This window comes from Phenylobacterium sp. LH3H17, from assembly GCF_024298925.1.
In the GTDB taxonomy this organism is placed as follows: Bacteria; Pseudomonadota; Alphaproteobacteria; order Caulobacterales; family Caulobacteraceae; genus Phenylobacterium.
Genome location: NZ_CP101283.1, coordinates 3,938,594 through 3,956,065, shown reverse-complemented (window position 1 = coordinate 3,956,065; position 17,472 = coordinate 3,938,594). Strand labels below are relative to the sequence as shown.

The 17,472-nt window shown below is 70.5% G+C and carries 16 protein-coding genes; 6 read left to right on the top strand and 10 right to left on the bottom strand.

What is annotated here, in order from left to right; genetic code table 11:
- Positions 1 to 673: 673 nt before the first annotated feature.
- The gene (locus M9M90_RS19525; protein ID WP_305885128.1) at positions 674 to 1,471 is read right to left on the bottom strand and encodes an enoyl-CoA hydratase/isomerase family protein; all 798 of its coding nucleotides are present in this window, start codon (positions 1,469 to 1,471) and stop codon (positions 674 to 676) included.
- 87 nt (positions 1,472 to 1,558) lie between these two features.
- Between M9M90_RS19525 and rsmD the strand changes: the two genes are divergently transcribed.
- Positions 1,559 to 2,134: a 16S rRNA (guanine(966)-N(2))-methyltransferase RsmD gene (rsmD, locus tag M9M90_RS19520; RefSeq protein ID WP_254834897.1), complete on the top strand. Its 576-nt coding sequence runs from the start codon at positions 1,559 to 1,561 to the stop codon at positions 2,132 to 2,134.
- On the opposite strand, the gene M9M90_RS19515 is transcribed toward rsmD, so the two are convergent.
- Positions 2,117 to 2,392 (bottom strand): YjhX family toxin, encoded by a 276-nt coding sequence (locus M9M90_RS19515; RefSeq protein WP_254834896.1) that lies wholly within the window; start codon positions 2,390 to 2,392, stop codon positions 2,117 to 2,119. The genes rsmD and M9M90_RS19515 overlap by 18 nt on opposite strands.
- A 385-nt stretch (positions 2,393 to 2,777) precedes the next feature.
- Between M9M90_RS19515 and M9M90_RS19510 the strand changes: the two genes are divergently transcribed.
- From M9M90_RS19510 to M9M90_RS19500, 3 genes are read left to right on the top strand one after another with little or no spacing between them, the layout of a single operon-like run.
- Positions 2,778 to 4,388: an ATP-binding protein gene (locus M9M90_RS19510; RefSeq protein ID WP_254834895.1), complete on the top strand. Its 1,611-nt coding sequence runs from the start codon at positions 2,778 to 2,780 to the stop codon at positions 4,386 to 4,388.
- A 56-nt stretch (positions 4,389 to 4,444) separates the two neighbouring features.
- Positions 4,445 to 5,500: a DUF2157 domain-containing protein gene (locus M9M90_RS19505; RefSeq protein ID WP_254834894.1), complete on the top strand. Its 1,056-nt coding sequence runs from the start codon at positions 4,445 to 4,447 to the stop codon at positions 5,498 to 5,500.
- The gene (locus M9M90_RS19500) at positions 5,497 to 6,075 is read left to right on the top strand and encodes a GDYXXLXY domain-containing protein (RefSeq protein ID WP_254834893.1); all 579 of its coding nucleotides are present in this window, start codon (positions 5,497 to 5,499) and stop codon (positions 6,073 to 6,075) included. Before M9M90_RS19505 ends, M9M90_RS19500 begins: the two co-directional genes overlap by 4 nt.
- A gap of 106 nt (positions 6,076 to 6,181) precedes the next feature.
- On the opposite strand, the gene mutL is transcribed toward M9M90_RS19500, so the two are convergent.
- The gene (gene mutL, locus M9M90_RS19495; protein WP_254834892.1) at positions 6,182 to 8,020 is read right to left on the bottom strand and encodes a DNA mismatch repair endonuclease MutL; all 1,839 of its coding nucleotides are present in this window, start codon (positions 8,018 to 8,020) and stop codon (positions 6,182 to 6,184) included.
- A 75-nt stretch (positions 8,021 to 8,095) separates the two neighbouring features.
- Between mutL and M9M90_RS19490 the strand changes: the two genes are divergently transcribed.
- Positions 8,096 to 9,043: a TraB/GumN family protein gene (locus tag M9M90_RS19490; RefSeq protein WP_254834891.1), complete on the top strand. Its 948-nt coding sequence runs from the start codon at positions 8,096 to 8,098 to the stop codon at positions 9,041 to 9,043.
- Here M9M90_RS19490 and M9M90_RS19485 read toward each other — a convergent pair.
- Positions 9,040 to 9,888, bottom strand: coding sequence for an isocitrate lyase/phosphoenolpyruvate mutase family protein (locus M9M90_RS19485; protein ID WP_254834890.1), 849 nt, complete (start codon positions 9,886 to 9,888; stop codon positions 9,040 to 9,042). The genes M9M90_RS19490 and M9M90_RS19485 overlap by 4 nt on opposite strands.
- 103 nt (positions 9,889 to 9,991) lie before the next feature.
- On the opposite strand from M9M90_RS19485, the gene M9M90_RS19480 reads away from it, so the two are divergent.
- Positions 9,992 to 10,900 (top strand): LysR family transcriptional regulator, encoded by a 909-nt coding sequence (locus M9M90_RS19480; protein WP_254834889.1) that lies wholly within the window; start codon positions 9,992 to 9,994, stop codon positions 10,898 to 10,900.
- Here M9M90_RS19480 and M9M90_RS19475 read toward each other — a convergent pair.
- The 6 genes from M9M90_RS19475 to M9M90_RS19450 form a co-directional block, all read right to left on the bottom strand.
- On the bottom strand, positions 10,881 to 11,444 hold the full coding sequence (locus M9M90_RS19475) for a DUF3035 domain-containing protein (RefSeq protein WP_254834888.1): 564 nt from the start codon (positions 11,442 to 11,444) through the stop codon (positions 10,881 to 10,883). The two genes, M9M90_RS19480 and M9M90_RS19475, sit on opposite strands and share 20 nt — an antisense overlap.
- Before the next feature lie 79 nt (positions 11,445 to 11,523).
- Positions 11,524 to 12,015: a signal peptidase II gene (lspA, locus tag M9M90_RS19470; protein ID WP_254834887.1), complete on the bottom strand. Its 492-nt coding sequence runs from the start codon at positions 12,013 to 12,015 to the stop codon at positions 11,524 to 11,526.
- Positions 12,012 to 14,999, bottom strand: a complete 2,988-nt coding sequence (gene ileS, locus M9M90_RS19465; RefSeq protein WP_254834886.1) for an isoleucine--tRNA ligase — start codon at positions 14,997 to 14,999, stop codon at positions 12,012 to 12,014. Before ileS ends, lspA begins: the two co-directional genes overlap by 4 nt.
- Positions 15,000 to 15,162: 163 nt before the next feature.
- Positions 15,163 to 16,098, bottom strand: a complete 936-nt coding sequence (ribF, locus tag M9M90_RS19460; RefSeq protein ID WP_254837170.1) for a riboflavin biosynthesis protein RibF — start codon at positions 16,096 to 16,098, stop codon at positions 15,163 to 15,165.
- Between the two features lie 5 nt (positions 16,099 to 16,103).
- Positions 16,104 to 16,526 (bottom strand): MaoC family dehydratase, encoded by a 423-nt coding sequence (locus tag M9M90_RS19455; RefSeq protein ID WP_254834885.1) that lies wholly within the window; start codon positions 16,524 to 16,526, stop codon positions 16,104 to 16,106.
- A gap of 42 nt (positions 16,527 to 16,568) precedes the next feature.
- Entirely contained in the window at positions 16,569 to 17,432 is an 864-nt protein-coding gene (locus tag M9M90_RS19450; protein ID WP_254837169.1) for a TIGR01459 family HAD-type hydrolase, read from the bottom strand.
- Between the last annotated feature and the right edge of the window lie 40 nt (positions 17,433 to 17,472).

Sequence of the window (17,472 nt, the reverse complement as noted above, 5' to 3'; positions counted from 1 at the left end):
ATCCGCACCTTCAGCCCCGGCGCGCCTGTCGCGCCGACGCCGGCTCCGCAGCGGTCCAGCGCCTCCCGGCCCGCCGGACGTCCGAAGTCCAAGGGCTCCACCCTGATCGACCGCCGGCCCTATTCGGCCGACGGCCCGAGGCCGACACGAGATTTCAAGAACGGTCCCAAGCGTGAAGGCGCCTCCGCCGACCGACCGCGCTCCTACGCCTCCGACAAGCCGCGACCGGCCTACAAGGACGGACCCAGGCGCGAAGGCGGCCCGCGTGGTCCCGACCGTCCGCCGCGCGGCGAAGGCCCCAAGCGCGCCTACGCCTCCGACGCCCCGCGCCCGCCCCGTTCCGACGCCCCGCGCGGACCTCGCCCCGACTATCAGGCGGGTCCGAAACGCGAGGGTGGGCCGTCATCCGATCGGCCCCGCGCCCCGCGTTCCGACGCGCCGCGCGGGCCCCGTCCCGACTACAAGGCGGGCCCGAAGCGTGAAGGTGGCCCATCGTCCGACCGACCGCGCGCGCCGCGTTCCGACGGCCCGCCGCGCGGTCCACGCCCGGACTACAAGGCCGGGCCGAAGCGCGAGGAGGGCGGCAAGTCCTTCGAGCGTCCGCGGTCGCCACGTCCCGACGCCGAGCGCAAGCCCTCGCCCTATCGCGGCAAGTCGGCCGACGCCGATCGGCCTAAAGGTCCTGGAGCGCCGCGGGCGGACGCGCGGCCCTCAGGCCCTCGCGGGCCGAAGCCGTCTTCAGGATCTCCACGAAGCTCCGGCGCTCGTCCGCCAGCCCCTCGGCCAGGGGGCGGTCCAAAGCGGCGCGGGTGAGGCGCTTGGCATAGGCCAGGCCGTCCTTGCCGCGCGTCTCCAGTTCGGCGGCGATCTCCAGGGCCCGTGCCAGGGGATCGGCTACGGCCTCGTGCACCAGCCCGATCTCGGCGGCCTTCTCACCGGTCACCACCTTGCCCAGCAGGATCATCTCCAGGGCCTTGGCCTCACCGATGACCCGGGGCAGGCGCTGGGTGCCGCCGCCGCCCGGGAAGATGCCGGCCCGCGTCTCCGGCAGGCCGATGGCCGCGGCGTCCAAGGCCGCGATCCGCAGGTCGCAGGCCAGGGCGATCTCGAACCCGCCGCCCATGCACAGGCCGTTGATCGCCGCGATCACCGGCTTGGGCGCGCTGGCCAGCAGGTCGACGAACGCCCCGAATGTTCCCCCGGGGCGCGGCGGCGTGGCCTCGGCGGCCGGGGGCCGCGCGTCGCCGATGGTGTCGCTCATCACCGATAGCTCGCCCACGTCGTAGTGGCGGATGAAGATGCCCGGCAGGCCGCCGGTCAGCACCACCACCCGAACCGCATCGTCGGCCACGCAGGCCTCGAAGGCCGCAAGGATCTCCTCGGAGCCCTGGACTGTCATGGTCCCGAGCGGCGGGTTGGCGTAGGTGATCACAGCCGTCCCGGCCTTGCGTTCGACACTCACCAGGCCCATCGCGTCCTCCCATCGAATTGTTGGGCGCGAGCTTGGATCGCGGACGGCGGCGCGGCAAGGTCGCGGCGAATCGGCAAGGAGCCTCTGTTGCGCATCGTCTCGGGAGAATTTCGCGGCAAGGCCCTGGCCGCGCCCTTGGGCGACCGCACCCGGCCGACCTCCGACCGCGCCCGCCAGGCGGTGTTCAACATCCTGGAGCACGCCGCCTGGTCGCCGGGCCTGCGCGACGTCCGTGTCATCGACCTGTTCGCCGGGTCGGGGGCCCTGGGCTTCGAGGCCCTGTCGCGCGGCGCGGCCTTCTGCCTGTTCGTGGAGACCGACGAGTCCGCCCGCGGCGCGATCCGCGAGAATGTCGACGCGTTCTCGCTGTTCGGCCGCACCCGGGTCCATCGGCGCGACGCCACCGACCTTGGCCAGAGGCCCGGCGGCGACGGTCCGGCCTTCGATGTGGCCTTCCTCGATCCTCCTTACGCCAAGGGCCTCGGGGAGATCGCCCTCGCCAAGCTCGCCGCCGGCGGCTGGCTGACCCCGGGCGCCCTGATCGTCTTCGAGCGCGGCTCGGACGAGGCCGACTTCGCGGTCGAGAATTTCGAGAAGCTGGACGCGCGCGACTACGGCGCCGCGCGCGTCCACTTCCTCAGGTACTCACCACAGCCGGCTTGAGGTGCGGTTGTCGAGCTGGCTCCTGAGATTGGCCAGCCCCTCGCGGTTGATCCGATAGGGACCGCCACCCCGGCTGACGATCAGGCCGTTCTTCCTCAAGGCCTTGAAGACCAGGAGATCGCAGTCGGCCAGGGCCCAGCCGTCGCGGGTCTGGCAATAGGCGCCGACGATGCGGCCTCGTTCGTCGCGTTCGAGCATGATGGTCCCGCCCTGGGCGAGGGCGTGCAGCGTCCGTTGCTGCGCTTTCGATATGTTCACTGGGTTGTCCGAGGTCAGGCGTGAAACCACGCGCCCGCTCCAACGAAGGGGCGCGGACGATGCGGACCTGACAGCCGATCTCAGACGAGGACGCCGGTTCGGCGGTTAGGCCCGGGCCTCGAACGCAATCTCAGACATGAACTCCCCTCGGGGCGTGGACCCGGAGATCATGGCGAAGCTCGGCGAGATCGTCCAGTCCGAGGTGGGTAATTCATCGATTACTTGTTCTTCTTTCGGAGCGTCCAAGCTAAGCGAAATCATGACGCTTGTATGACGTTTTTATAACAGACAACGTCAGGTCTAAGTCGCATCGTTATAAGTAAGATTCACCCATCATTAGTCTGGGTTGTCTAAATCCACGCTGGAACAGCGGAAAGCTCCCCCCATGACCGCCACGCTCCTCGACCTGATCCAGCCAATCGCGCCCATCTCGCCACAAACCCAGGGGCAGGATGTCTATGACCGCTTCCAGGCTGAACCAGAGACCCTTGCCATCGCCGTGGTGGACGAGGAGGGCCGCCCGGTCGGCCTGGTGGAGCGCAACGCCTTCTTCGTGGCCATGGCCGCCCACTACGGCCGGGCGCTCTACGCGCTGCGCCCGATCTCGCTGCTGATGAACCCCAGTCCGCTGGTGGCCGACGGCGACACCCTGGTGGCCGAGTTCTGCGGCGAGGTGCTGGCCGACCGCTCCAACGAGGTGATGAAGGGCTTCGTGGTGCTGAACGGCGGCCGCTACGCCGGGGTCGGCTCGACCCTGTCCTTGCTGCAGGCCACCAGCGCGGCCAACCGCGCCCACGCCCAGGAGATGACCCGCCTGGCCGAGACCCTGAACCAGGCCAAGCTGGAGGCCCAGACGGCGCTCACCGCCAAGTCGCAGTTCCTGGCGGTGATGAGCCACGAGATCCGCACGCCGCTGAACGGGGTGCTGGCCATAGCCGACATCCTGCAGCGCAAGCTCGCCAACCCGGAGCTGAAACCCTACGTCACCACCATCCAGGACTCGGGCCAGACCCTGCTGCGACTGCTGACCGACGCCCTGGACCTGACCCGCGCCGACGCCGGCCAGCTGGAGCTTGCGGAGGACGGTTTCTGCGCCCCGGCCCTGCTGGACGACCTGGCCGCCCTGTGGGCCGCGCGGGCCGAGCAGAAAAGCCTCAGCCTCACCTTCGCCTATGAGGGCGCGCCTGATCAGTGGGCGCTGGGCGACGCGGTGCGGATCAAGCAGGTGTTCAACAACCTGATCGGCAATGCGCTGAAGTTCACCTATTCGGGCGGGGTCGAGGTGACGCTGAAGGTCCGGCGCGACGACATCCATGTCCACTTGGAGGGCCTGGTCCGCGACACCGGGGTGGGCGTGCCCGAGCATCGCCTGGCCAACATCTTCCAGCCCTTCAGCCAGACCGAGGCCGGGGTGCGCGAGGGCGGGGCGGGACTCGGCCTCTCCATCTGCCGTCAGTTGGTCCAGCAGATGGGCGGCAGCATCGAGGCCCGCGCCAATCCCGGCCCGGGGGCCACGTTCCGCTTCGAGTTTCCGCTGTTCGACGTCCCGGCTCCGGCGGGGGAGGACATCGCCGCCGAGCCGGACCTGACCGGGAGTCCGGCCGGGGGCCTGCACGTGCTGATCGCCGACGACAACGCCACCAATCGGCTGGTGGCCGAGACCCTGTGCGGCATGTTCGGCTGCACCAGCGAGAGCGTCGAGGACGGGGAGCAGGCGGTGGCCGCCGCCGCCGGCGGCCGCTTCGACCTGATCCTCATGGACATCAAGATGCCCAATCTCGACGGCGTGGGCGCGACGCGGAAGATCCGCGGCATGGCCGGAGCGGCGGCCGACACGCCTATCCTGGCGCTCACCGCCAACGCCGATCCCTGGGACGCGGCCAACTACCTCGCCCAGGGGATGGACGGGGTGGTCGAGAAGCCGATCAAGGCCGAGCGCCTGCTGGCCGCCATCAACGGCCTGTTCGACGCCGAGGGCCGCCAGGCCGCCGCCTGAGGTTGCGCCCAAGCTCCGCCTGGGCGAGGGTCCGGGCCGACGACGGGGAGACACCGATGGCGGGCTACAAGGCTCGGCTGCAGCGCGACCTGGATCGGTGGATCGGGGACGGCCTCGTGCCGGCCGACAACCGCACCGCGATCCTGGCCAGCGTCGCCGACGGCCGGCGGGTGGACGCCTCCGTGGCGCTCGGCGTGGTCGGCGCCCTGCTGCTGGGGATCGCGGCCATCGCCTTCGTGGCCGCCAACTGGGACGCCATCCCCAGGTTGGCGCGGTTCGGCCTGATCCTGGCGGTCTTCCTGGGGGTGACGGGCGGCGCGGCCTGGACCTCGCGGGGCGGTGCGCGGCCGATCCTGACCAACACCCTGCTGATGGTGGCGGCCCTGGTCTATGCCGCGGCCATCGGCCTGACCGGCCAGATCTTCGACATCGCCGGCGATCCGCAGCGAGCCTTGCGCGCCGCCGGCCTGGCCGCGGGCCTGATGGCCATCGCCGGTCGCTCCAGCGGGGCGGGCGTGGCCGCCCTGGTGCTGATCGGGATCGGCGAGTTCGCCGGGCGGTTCGACGGCGGAAACACCCGCTGGCTGATCTTCGCCGCCCCGGTGGGTCTGGGGCTGGCCTGGCTCTGGAATTCCAAGCCCCTGGCCCACGCGGCGGGCCTGGCCCTGATCGTCGGCCTGATCGCCTTGATCTCGCTCTACGAACGGGAGTGGGGCGCGGCCGGCTTCCTGGCGGGCGGCGCGATCCTGGCGGTCCTGGCGGGCGCCGCGCGGCAGGTCTCGGATCGACGAACCGCGGTGATCTTCATGCTCTGGTTCGTCTGGGGCGCCCTGCTGCTGTTCGCCGTCGCGGGCTTCGACGACCTGAAGGGCGCGGCCCTCATCGCCCACCGCGCGGCTTGGCTGGTCCTGGCCGGCGGAGCCATCGCGCTGGGCATGCATGACCGCCAGCCCATGGTAACCGCCGCCGGGGTGGTGGCGATGATCGCCGCGGTCTGCACCATCCTGTTCGATCTCGGTCTCGGCCTGATGACGGCGGCCGGCCTGTTCGGCGCCTGCGCCTTGATCGCCCTCGTCGCCGGCTTCGTGATCCGCGGGAGGGCCAAGACGTGATCAAGGCGCTTCCCGTCCGCATCCTCGCCGCCGGCCTGTTGCTGACGGCCATGCTCGTGGTCCTGGTGGTCTTCGAGGACCGCGCCCGCGCCGCCGGCCGCGAGGTGGCCTTGCCCATGGAGGCCTTCGACCCGCGCAGCCTGCTCACCGGCCACTATGTCGCCCTGCAGCTCACCCAGCGCCTGGCGCCCGGCCAGGCCTGCCCGAGCCGCACCCAGCCGATCCAGGAAGGCGGTTGGCTCGCCCTGCGCGCCGCCGATGGTCGGTTCATGGGCGCGGGCGATACGCGGGAGGCCGCCCTCGCGGCTGGCGGCGACGTGGCTGTCCGCGGCGGGGTCTATTGTTCGCGGGTGATGATCGAACGGGCTGAGGCCGACGCGGTCATCCTTGATGTGGGCGTGGACCGCTTCCACGCCGACCAGGACGAGGCCGAGGCCATGGAGAAGGTCCTGCGCGCCCGGCGTGGCGGCCGCCCGGTCCCGGCCTTCGCGGTGGTCTCGGTGGGCCAGGACGGCCGCGCCCGCCTCAAGGGCGTCATCCTCGACGGCAAGCGCACGGATCTGACCTGGTGGTGAGCCGCCTCAACCGCTCATCCCGGCGAAGGCCGGGACCCAGGTGAAACCCACCAAGCGCTCCGGATGAATCTGGGTCCCGGCCTTCGCCGGGATGAGCGGAATGTACCTAACGCCGCCCGAACAGCCGCTCGATGTCGGCCAGCTTGAGCTCCACATAGGTGGGGCGGCCGTGGTTGCACTGGCCGGAATGGGGCGTGGCCTCCATCTGGCGCAGCAGGGCGTTCATTTCCGGCGCGGTGAGCCGACGGCCGGCCCGCACCGAGCCGTGGCAGGCCATGGTGGAGCACACCTCCTCCAGCCGCTCGCGCAGGGCCAGCGCCTGGCCGTTCTCGGCCAGGTCGTCGGCGATGTCGCGGATCAGACCGGCCACGTCGGTCTCGCCCAGCAGGGCCGGGGTCTCGCGCACCAGCACCGCGCCGGGACCGAAGGCCTCGACCATCAGGCCCAGGGCCTGGAGTTCCTCGGCGCGGCCGACCACCCGATCGGCCTCGGCGGGATCGAGCTCGACCACCTCGGGCAGCAGCAGCACCTGGCGGGCGACGCCGCCGTCGGCCATCTCCACCTTCATCCGCTCATAGACCAGCCGCTCGTGGGCGGCGTGCTGGTCGACGATCACCACCCCGTCGCGGGTCTGGGCGACGATATAGGTCTCGTGCACCTGGGCCCGGGCCGCGCCCAATGGGAAGTCGACGGGGTCGAAGACCACGGAGGGGGCGGGGGCTTCCTGCAGGCCGGCATAGGGGGCGTTCCAGGCCTCCGGCTCGGCGCGGGCCGAAACCTCGGTGAGGCCGGGAATCGCCTGGGCGACCTGGCTCCAGCCGCCCATCTGCCAGGCTGAGAAACCCTGGGCCGAGGGCTGCGGCTGCGGCGACCAGCCGGGACGGATGTGGCTGAGGGTCTCGCTGGCGACGGTGGTCGAGGCCCGGTGCCCGGCGCCGGCCAGGGCGTGACGCAGGCCGCCGACGATGAGGCCGCGCACCAGGGAGGGGTCGCGGAACCGAACTTCGGCCTTGGCGGGATGGACATTGACGTCCACCAGCGAGCCGTCGAGCTCCAGATAGAGCGCCACCAGAGGGTGGCGATCGCGGGCCAGGAAATCGGCATAGGCCCCGCGCAGGGCGCCCTGCAGCAGCCGGTCGCGCACCGGTCGTCCGTTCACGAACAAATATTGATGGGCGCTGTTGCCGCGGTTGTAGGTGGGCAGGCCCGCGAAGCCCGACAGCCGCACCCCGTCGCGCTCCTGGTCGATGGCGATGGCGTTCTCGGAGAACTCCCGGCCCATGATCGACGACAGCCGGGCGAGGCGCCCATCGGGACCCTTGCTCTCGGCCGGCAGGCGCAGCACCCGGCGGCCGTCGATATCGAGGGCGAAGCTGACCGCCTCATGGGCCATGGCCTGGCGCTTGATTTCCTCGGCGATGGCCATGGCTTCCGAGCGCTCGGACTTCATGAACTTCAGCCGGGCCGGGGTGGCGTAGAACAGGTCGCGCACCTCGACCCGCGCCCCGTGCGGACCGGGGAAGCCGGAGGGCGCCACCGCGCCCATGGCGCCGCCCTCCACCAGTATGGCGTAGGCGTCGGCCGAGCCCCTGGCGCGCGAGGAAATCGACAGCCGCGCCACTGAACCTATGGAGGGTAGCGCTTCACCACGAAAACCCAAGGTTGCGATGCGCAGCAGGTCGTAGTCGCCGGCCGCGTCGGGGCTGAGCTTGGAGGTGGCGTGGCGCTCGACCGCCAGGGGCAGCTCGTCGGGCGAGAGCCCCGCGCCGTCGTCGGCCACCAGGATGCGGGTCAGGCCGCCGCCGTCGGCCTGGACCTCGACGGACCGGGCGCCGGCGTCCAGGGCGTTCTCCACCAGCTCCTTGACCGCGCTCGCGGGTCGTTCCACCACCTCGCCGGCGGCGATGCGGTTCACGGTTTCCGGCGGGAGGCGGCGGATCGTCATGGTCAAGCTTTGAACGCGATTTCGATATCCATTCTATATAGTTCGATTCCGGGGGGCGCGTCCGGAAGGAGCACCATGAGTTTCGCCAAAGCCGCGGCCGTCGGCTGTTTGATCCTCGCCCTGGCGGTCCCGGCCTCGGCCCAGGCGCCCGATCCGCTCGACCCCGACGCGGTGCTGCTCGAGGAGCTGGTGGTCACCGCCATCGAGAAGGGCCCGGCCTGGTGGCGGGTCTCCGACGCCGACACCACGGTCTATGTCCTGGGCGCCCCTGGCGTCCTGCCCAAGGGCCAGGCCTGGGACCACGCGGTTCTGGAGCGCCGGCTGAACGGCGCCCACACCGTCATCCTGCCGTTCAACAGCGTCACCGTCAGCCTGCTCAGCGTCCCGGGCCTCGCACTCCAGTGGGTGCGGTTGAAGGGCAAGCCGATGGAGGAGCGGCTGTCGGGTGATGTCCGCCGTCGCTTCGTCGCCGCCCGCGAGGCGGCAGGCCAGCCGGCGAAGCGATACGCCTACAAGAACGAGCTGCTGGTGGGGCTGATCCTGGTCGGTGACTACCGCGACAGCGCCAAGCTGACCGCCGCCGATCCGGGCAAGACCGTGGCGCGGTTGGCCAAGGCCCGCAAGATCAAGACCGAGAGCCGCTCCCTGTCCCTGGGCCCCGTCCTGGGCCAGGCCACGCGCATGGGAGCCGCGGCCCAGCGCGCCTGCCTGGAGGATGCGCTCGACGAGATCGAGGCCGGCCCCGGCGGCGCGCGGCGGGCCGGGGAAGCCTGGGCCGACGGTGACGTCCGCGGGGCGCTCAACCAGGAGCGCGGCTATGAGCGATGCCTGTCCAGCCTGCCGGGCGCGCTCAACCTCGACGCCCGCTTCAAGGCCGAGCAGGTGGCCGCCATCGAGCGGGCCCTGGCCAAGCCCGGCCATGCCGTGGCCGTGGTGCAGCTGCGCCCCCTGCTCAGCCAGGGCGGGGTGCTGGATCGGCTGCAGGCGAAGGGGTTCGAGGTGAAGACGCCCGGCGAGCCCTAGGCCCGGGCCGCGCCGAACAGGGCGTTCAATTCGCCCTGCGGGATCTGGCCGACGGCGAAGCCGATGGTTCCGCGATCCCGCAGTTCCTCGGCGCCGCGGCGGATGAAGCCCAGGGCCGCGCGGGCGAAGGTCCCGCCGAGACTGATCCGCCGCACGCCGGCCGCCAGGATGGCGTTGGCGTCGCTCGGCCCCGCCCCCAGCCCCATGACGATGTTGAGCGGGCCATGGACCTCGCGCGCCAGGGTCGCGATGGTGTCCAGGTCGCGGGCTCCGGGGGTGAACACGCAGTCGGCTCCGGCCTCGATGTATCGGTTCGCCCGCCGGATGCAGGCCGACAGGTCGACGTCCGGAAGCAGGAACACGTCGGTGCGGGCGGTCAGCACGAAGGGGTTGTCCCCGATCGCCTCGCGCGCCGCGGCGATGCGCGCGACGGCCAGATCCTCGTCATAGAGCCCTGCCGACTGCGGCTTGGCGTCTTCGATATTGCCGCCGGCCAGGCCGGCGGCGATGGCCAGCCGGAGGGTCTCGGCGACGGTTTCCGGCGCATCGCCGTAGCCGGCCTCCAGGTCGCCGTTCACGGGCCCGTCGACGAGATCGGTGATCTGCCGGATGCGGTCGAACATCTCGTCGCGGCCGACCGCCCGCCGGCTGTCCGGCACGGCGTAGTCCGGCTTGCCCAGGGAGAAGGCCACGCCGGCGCTGGTGGTGGCGATCGCCTTGAAACCCGCCTGGGCGAGGATGATCGCGCTGCCGGCGTCCCAGGCATTGGGCATGACGAAACCGCCGGGGACGGCGTGCAGGGCCTTGAAGGCGGCGGCGGCGTGGCGTTGGCGCGGGTCGGTCATGGCGGGGCTCCGAGTGACTTCGAGGCCATCGTCGCCTGGACCTTATGATCCGTCGAATGCATAGTTTGCCTGTAATAGATCAGTTAATTGCATGGAGATCGCCATGGACGGTGACGGCCTAAGGACCTTCGTCGCGGTCCATCGCGCCGGCGGCTTCTCTCAGGCTGCTGAGCGGTTGCTGAGATCGCAGCCGGCGATCAGCCGGCGCATCGCCTTGCTGGAGCAGGAGCTGGGGGCGTCGCTGTTCGACCGGGCGGCGGGCGGGGCGGCGCTCAGTCAGGCGGGACAGGTCCTGCTGCCCTATGCCGAACGCGCCCTGGCCGCCATCGAGGACGCGCGCGGCGCTGTCTCGGCCCTGGCTACCGAGGACGCCGGCCCGGTGTCGCTGGTGGTGGTGGGGACCCTGGCCGGGGACAGGCTGACCTCGGCCCTGGCGCGCTTCCGGCGCGATCATCCCCGGGTCGACCTGACCTTGCGGACGGCCACCAGCGCGGAAGTCAGCGCCCTGGTCCGGGGCGGGGAAGCGCATGTGGGCCTGCGCTACCATCACGATCCTTCCCCGGATCTGGATGCGCGGCTGGTGACGATGGAGCCCCTGGTGGTGGTCTGCGCCTCGGGTCATCCCCTGGCGGGCCGATCGGTGGCGACCCTGGCGGACCTGCGCGCCGAGCGCTGGCTGGCCTTCCCGGACTCCGGCGGACGTCCGGAGATCGCCGCCACCCATATCTTCGCGCTCTTCCTGACCCGCGGCATGGGCGATACCGCCTGGACCGCCATCGACAGCCTGACCGCCCAGAAGCGGTTGGCCGCGGCCGGCTTCGGTCTGGGCCTGATGCCCCGCAGCGATGTCGACGAGGAACTGGCGTCCGGACAGCTTGGCGTGATCGCGGTCGGCGACCTCGACGCGGCACAGCCGGTGGTGGCCGTGGTGCGCCGCAACGGCTTCCTCAGCCGCGCGGCCAGGACCCTGCTCGAGGACCTGAGCGGAGGCCCTAGAGGCCCGGCAGCTTGATGCGCGAGGACTTTTCGCGGGAGATGACCACCGCGCCGCCGCCGGTCAGGGCCTTGACCCGGGCCTCTTCGGCCGCGGCGTCGATAGGCGCCTCGACATTGTCGCCGGCCGCGGCGGTGGTCGCCGCCGTGGCGGGGGCCTTGTCGCTCTTCCAGAACATCACCCGGTCGGCGAAGCTCTTTTCCTTGTGCGACAGGTCGCCGGTCTCATCGTCGACCACGTAGCGGATCAGCGGGTCGGCCTTGTCGGCGCCGGCCTTGGCCACCAGCAGCTTCTCGCCCTCGGACCGGGCCTGGGCGTCGCGCTGGCCGAGCAGGGCGTTGCGCGCCGCGCTCTCGGGCTGCAGTTCCTGCGGGCGCGGCTCGCCAGGAGCGGGCGGACGCAGGGCGTAGTCCGGCGGCACCACCAGCGGCGCCTTGGAGACCACACGGAACTCGTCGGGGGTGACCTTGGTCATGCCGAGCGCGTTGCGCGTGGAACTGCAGGCCGAAAGACCCGTCGCCGCCACCAGGGCGGTCGCCACGATCACACGGTTCAAGCTCATAAAAACATAGCTCCTAAGGCCGCCCCCCGGCCGGGAAGGGAGTTTGAATAACGCAAAGCGTAAACCACGCCAACGCGGATTAGGTCGCAGGCTCTTTACGCAGGGAATCGAGCAATAAGAAGACCACCCCGACGGTGATGGCGCTGTCGGCGACGTTGAACACCCAGGGGAAGAAACCCAGCCGCTGGAAGTCCAGGAAGTCGGCCACCGCGCCGAACCGGACACGGTCGATGGCGTTGCCCAACGCCCCGCCGATCACCAGGCCTAGGCCCAGCGCGAGGGAGGCGCGGGGGGCCTGCCGCGCCCACCAGGCCAGCACGCCTGCTACGATCACCGCGAAGGCGCTCAGAAGCCAGCGCGTGAGGTCCTGGTCGGCGCGAAACAGGCCGAAGCTGACCCCCTTGTTCCAGACCATGGTCAGGGAGAACGGCCCCGCGATGGGGACCGAGAACCGCGACGGCAGGTCGTAGACCGTCAGGATCCAGTACTTGGACGCCTGGTCGGTGGCGATCACGACGGCGGCCAGCAGATAGGCCCACCAGCCGAGCTTGGAGACGGACGGGGTGCTCACGCGCGCGCCGCGTCCCAGGCCGCCACGGCCTCGGCGTCCCGCCGGCTGAGGTCGGGATAGCGGGGGTCGGAGCCCACCTCCGGCAGGATGCGCCAGGAGCGGGCGCACTTGGTCCCCTCGGCCCGCACCGGCTCGACCGCGATCCCGGGCGACTCGGCCAGGCGGAAGGCCGCGGCGGGCCCGTCGCCCTGGACCAGTGTCGCCTGGCTGGTGCGGAACACCTCGGCGGGGTCCAGGCCGTCGAAGGCGGCGATCACGGCCGGATCGCCCACATGCACCCTGGGAGCGGCCTCCAGCGCCGCGCCCATGCGCTTCTCGCGACGCTCGACCTCCAGGGCGCCGGTGACCACCGAGGTCACCGCCTGCACCTTGGCCCAGCGTTCGGCTTCGGCCGGATTGGCCCATTCGGCCGGGGTGTCGGGGAACACCCGCAGGCTGTTGGAGCCGGCGTCCGGGAAGCGGGTGGTCCAGGCTTCTTCGGTCGTGAACGGGATGAGCGGGCTCATCCAGATGGTCAGCCGCTCGAAGACCAGGTCCATGACGGTGCGCGCGGCGCGCCGGCGCATGCTGCCGGGCTGGTCGCAATAGAGGGCGTCGCGGCGGATGTCGAAGAACAGCGACGAGAGCTCGTTCTGGCAGAACTCCAGCACGGGTCGGGACACATCCTGGAAGATGTAGTCGCGATAGGCGGCGCGCACCTGGCCGTCCAACTCCCAAAGCCGGTGGAGGACGAAGCGCTCCAGCGGGGGCAGGTCGGCATAGTCGACCTCCTCCTCGTCGGTGAAGCCTGCGAGCGCGCCCAGCAGGTAGCGTACGGTGTTGCGCAGCTTGCGATAGGCGTCGGTGGTGGTGGCCAGCACCGTCTTGCCGATCCGCTGGTCGTCGGTGTAGTCGGCCATGGCCGCCCACAGGCGCAGGATTTCCGCGCCCGAGTCCTTGATCACCGTCTGGGGCTCGACGGTGTTGCCCTTCGACTTCGACATCTTCTCGCCGTTCTCGTCGACGGTGAAGCCGTGCGTGAGAACCGCGTCATAGGGCGCCCGGCCGCGGGTGCCGGAGCTTTCCAGCAGCGAGGACTGGAACCAGCCACGATGCTGGTCGGAGCCTTCCAGATAGAGGTCGGCGGGCCAGTGGGTATTCTGGCGGTTCTCGAGGGTGAAGGCGTGGGTCGAGCCGGAATCGAACCAGACGTCGAGGATGTCCTCGATCTTCTCGAAGCGCTCGGGATCGTGGACGCCCAGGAAGTCGCTGACCGGCCGGGTGAACCAGGCGTCGGCCCCCTCCTTGGCGATCAGCTCGACGATGCGCGCATTGACGTCCTCGTCATGCAGCGGGTGCCCGGTTTCCTTGTCGACGAACATGGCCAGCGGGGAACCCCAGGCCCGCTGGCGGCTCAGCAGCCAGTCAGGCCGGCTCTCGACCATGGCCCGGATGCGGTTGCGCCCGGCCTCGGGATAGAAGGCGGTGGCCTCGATCGCCTCGATGGCGGTCTCGCGCAGGGTGCGGCCGTCCTTCAGGGGCTCATCCATGCGGACGAACCATTGCGGCGTGTTGCGGAAGATCACCGGCGCCTTGGAGCGCCAGGAGTGCGGATAGGAGTGGGCCAAACGCCCGCGGGCCAGCAGGCGGCCGGCCTCGATCAGCCTGTCCATCACCGCCCCGTTGGCCGGGCCGAACTTGCCGGCCTTCTTGCCCTCGGTCTCCAGGACCTTCAGGCCGCCGAACAGCGCCACATGCGGATAGTAGGCCCCGTCCGGATCGACGGTCTCCGGGATCTCGCGATGACCGTGGGCCAGCCAGACCATGTAGTCGTCCGCTCCGTGGCCGGGGGCGGTATGGACGAAGCCGGTGCCGGCGTCGTCGGTGACATGGTCGCCGTCCAGCAGGGGGACCTGGAAGCTGTAGTGGGTGTCCAGCGCCGCCAGCGGATGCTCGCAGACCATGCCGGCCGGGTCGAAGGTCTCCAGCCGCCGCGCCGAGGCGATCTTGGCGGCGGCGAAGACGTCGTCCTTCAGCTTGTCGGCCAGGATCAGGCGGTCGCCGGGCTTGGCCCAGGGCTCGAACTCCAGGCCGGTCTCCATGGCCTCGACCTCGTAGACCCCATAGGAGATCGCGCGGTTGTACGAGATCGCCCGGTTGGCCGGCAGGGTCCAGGGCGTGGTCGTCCAGATGACGACACAGGCCTGGTCGCCGTTCAGCGAGGAGTCCACCTGGGCCTGGGCCTCGGCGGTTCCGGCCGGCATGGCGTCGTCCTGGTCGGCGTCGCCGGACAGGCCTTCGTAGGGCGTGTAGTCGACCACCGGAAACTTCACCCAGACGGTGGGCGAGATGTGGTCGTGATACTCGACCTCGGCGTCGGCGAGGGCGGTGCGCTCCACCGGGCTCCACATCACCGGCTTGGAGCCGCGATAGAGCTGGCCCGAGGCCACGAACTTGTGGAACTCCGCGACGATGGCCGCCTCGCTGCCATAGTCCATGGTGGCGTAGCGATTCTCCCAGTCGCCCAGCACGCCCAGGCGCTTGAAGCCGTCCATCTGGACCTCGATCCAATGGGCGGCGTATTCGCGGCAGCGCTCGCGGAACTCGGCCTTGGAGACCTCGTCCTTGCGCCGGCCCTGGCCGCGCAGTTCCTCCTCGATCTTCCACTCGATCGGCAGGCCGTGGCAGTCCCAGCCAGGCACGTAGTCGACGTCATAGCCGAGCGCGAAGCGCGAGCGGACCACGAAGTCCTTCAGGGTCTTCTGCAGGGCATGGCCGATGTGGATGGCGCCGTTGGCGTAGGGCGGGCCGTCATGCAGCACGAACAGCGGCGCGCCGGCCTTGTGACGGGCGGCCCGGATCGTGTTGTAGAGGTCCATCTGCGCCCAGCGCGCGAGGATCTCGGGTTCCTTCTGGGGCAGGCCGCCGCGCATCGGGAACGGGGTGTCGGGAAGAAAGACGGTCTCGCGGTAGTCCCGCGTAGTGGTTTCGGCGACGTCGGCCATAGGACTTTCCAGCTTGGCTCGGAAACTAAAAGGGTGCGGGTGAAACCCGGCGCGCGCTGGATCGATCGTCCGGCGGCGTCACGCCGGGCGGATAATTCGCAGGGATTTCCGAACCGAAGTCATCGCCGGGGTCGTAGCAGAGGCCGACGCGAAACCCAAGGTCTCAGAAGTCCGGCAGCAGCAGGGCGCGGGCCTGTGCGGCGTCGCGCATGACCTGGGCGACCATGGTCGGAAGGTCCGCGAACTTCGCCTCCGGCCGCAGGAAGGCGATCAGGTCGGTCTCGATCACCTGGTCGTAGATGTCCTCGTCGAAATCGAACAGCCAGACCTCCAGGCGCGGGGCGATCTCGCCGGGGATCTGGGGATTGACCCCGATATTGGCCACGCCGGCGATCTCGCGGCCGTCGGGCAGGCGGGTGCGGGTGGCGTAGGATCCGAACTTGGGGATCACGTAGTCGGTCAGGGCGACATTGGCGGTGGGAAAGCCCAGGGTGCGGCCGAGTTGGCGGCCGCGCTCCACCACGCCTTCAATGGCGAAGGGGCGGCCCATGATCTGAGCGGCGTCCTGGGGCCGTCCGCCGCGCAGGGCCTCGCGCACGCCGGAGGAGGAGTATTTGGTATCGCCCTCGCCCAGCGCCTCGGCGATGGAGACGGTGAAGCCCAGCTCGGCGCCGTATTTCGCCATCAGCTCGGGGCTTCCGGTTCGGCCCTTGCCGAAGGACACGTCGAAGCCGACGGCCACGTGGCGGACGCCAAGCCCCCTGGCCAGCACCTCGGTGGCGAACTCGCGGTCGGTGAGATTGGCCATCTCCGCGTCGAAGGGCAGGACGTGGAAGATCTCGACGCCCAGGGCCGCGAGCGCCCGGGCCTGCTGGTCGGGCTTCATGATCCGGAAGCTGGGGGCGGCCGGCTGGAAGATCTGGCGCGGATGGGGGTCGAAGCTGATGACGCCCAGCGGCGCGTTCAGGGCGCCCGCCGCCTTGGCCGCCTGAGCGATCACCTTCTGATGGCCGCGATGGACGCCGTCGAAATTGCCATAGGCAACCGCCGCACCCCTGTCGGCCTCGCCAAGCGCTTTCCAGCCGTGGACGATCCGCATGAGCGTCACTTGGGCTTCCGGGGGACCATGACCACGGCCTCGCCGTCGACCACGGTCTTGCCGTCCACCTGGCAGACGGTGGCGAGGGTGGCGTGGCCGCGGCGTTCGTCCAGGCTCTGAACCGTGACCCGGGTCACCACCGGATCGCCCAGCTTTACCGGCCGGCGGAAGCGCAGCGACTGCGAGAGGTAGATCGCCCCAGGCCCCGGCAGGCGGGTGCCCAGCACCGCGGAGATATAGGCCGCCGACAGCATGCCGTGGGCGATACGACCCTGGAACGGCGTGCTCCGGGCATAGGCCTCGTCCAGGTGGACGGGGTTGGTGTCGCCCGACACGGCGGCGAAGGCCTCCACGTCGGCCGCGCCCACGATCTTGGTGGTCTCGGCCGACTGGCCCTCGGCCAGATCTTCGAAGAACAGTCCCTGCACGCCGCCCGCTCCCGGTTTGATGCTCTAGTTAGCGGCTTTTGCTCACCACGCCAGATCGGCGATGGCGTAGCTGGCCCGCGCGCCGTCCTTGGCGAGCAGCGATCCGACCGCCTGGGCGTCCAGGCCGTCGGGCCCGATGGTCTCGGCCCCATGGATGCCGCTGGCGATGAACAGCACGTCCAGGCCCTGGTCGTTGGCGCCCTTGGCGTCGGTGGCCACCGCGTCGCCGATGCACAGCACCCGGGAATGGTCGACGGCGCGGCCCAGGATCACCTCGGCCTCGGCCAGGCACAGACCATAGATCGGGGCGAAGGGCTTGCCGGCCATGATCACCTCTCCGCCCAGCTCGGCATAGCGCTGGGCCAGCGCCCCGCCGCAATAGATCAGGCGGTCGCCGCGCTGAACCACGATGTCGGGATTGGCGCAGATCATCGGGAGGCCGCGCGCGATGGTCGCCTTGAAGCGATCCTCGTAGTCGTCGGGCCCCTCGATCTCGTCGTCATAGGGCCCGGTGCAGGAGATGAAGACCGCCTCGTCGGGGCCGGCGAAGGTGAGGTCGAGCCCCTCATAGAGCGGGGCGTCGCGATCCGGGCCGATGGCCCAGGCGGGGCCGGGCGCGCGGGCGCCCAGCATCAGCCGGGTGGCGTCGCCCGAGGAGACGAAGGCCGACCAGGCCTCGCGCGGAACGCCCAGCTGGTCCAGCTGCTCGTGGACTGCGCTGGAGGGGCGCGGGGCGTTGGAGATCAGGATCACGGGCCCGCGCTCGGCGCGCCACTTCACCAGGGCCGCGCAGGCGGCGGGAAAACTCTCGCGACCGTTGTGGATCACCCCCCAGACGTCCGAAAGCAGCACGTCATAGCGGTCGGAGAGTTCGGCGAGGCCGGAGATCAGCTTGGGCGCGGTCATGCCGGGGGCGGTAGCGGGCGCGGCCGCCCCGGTCAATGCG

Bases quoted from the DNA above. Each gene is read 5' to 3' on its own strand.
- M9M90_RS19525 (WP_305885128.1), bottom strand. From the start codon at position 1,471: ATGGGCCTGGTGAGTGTCGAACGCAAGGCCGGGACGGCTGTGATCACC.
- M9M90_RS19510 (WP_254834895.1), top strand. From the start codon at position 2,778: ATGACCGCCACGCTCCTCGACCTGATCCAGCCAATCGCGCCCATCTCG.
- M9M90_RS19505 (WP_254834894.1), top strand. From the start codon at position 4,445: ATGGCGGGCTACAAGGCTCGGCTGCAGCGCGACCTGGATCGGTGGATC.
- mutL (WP_254834892.1), bottom strand. From the start codon at position 8,020: ATGACGATCCGCCGCCTCCCGCCGGAAACCGTGAACCGCATCGCCGCC.
- M9M90_RS19490 (WP_254834891.1), top strand. From the start codon at position 8,096: ATGAGTTTCGCCAAAGCCGCGGCCGTCGGCTGTTTGATCCTCGCCCTG.
- M9M90_RS19485 (WP_254834890.1), bottom strand. From the start codon at position 9,888: ATGACCGACCCGCGCCAACGCCACGCCGCCGCCGCCTTCAAGGCCCTG.
- M9M90_RS19480 (WP_254834889.1), top strand. From the start codon at position 9,992: ATGGACGGTGACGGCCTAAGGACCTTCGTCGCGGTCCATCGCGCCGGC.
- M9M90_RS19475 (WP_254834888.1), bottom strand. From the start codon at position 11,444: ATGAGCTTGAACCGTGTGATCGTGGCGACCGCCCTGGTGGCGGCGACG.
- ileS (WP_254834886.1), bottom strand. From the start codon at position 14,999: ATGGCCGACGTCGCCGAAACCACTACGCGGGACTACCGCGAGACCGTC.
- ribF (WP_254837170.1), bottom strand. From the start codon at position 16,098: ATGCGGATCGTCCACGGCTGGAAAGCGCTTGGCGAGGCCGACAGGGGT.
- M9M90_RS19450 (WP_254837169.1), bottom strand. From the start codon at position 17,432: ATGACCGCGCCCAAGCTGATCTCCGGCCTCGCCGAACTCTCCGACCGC.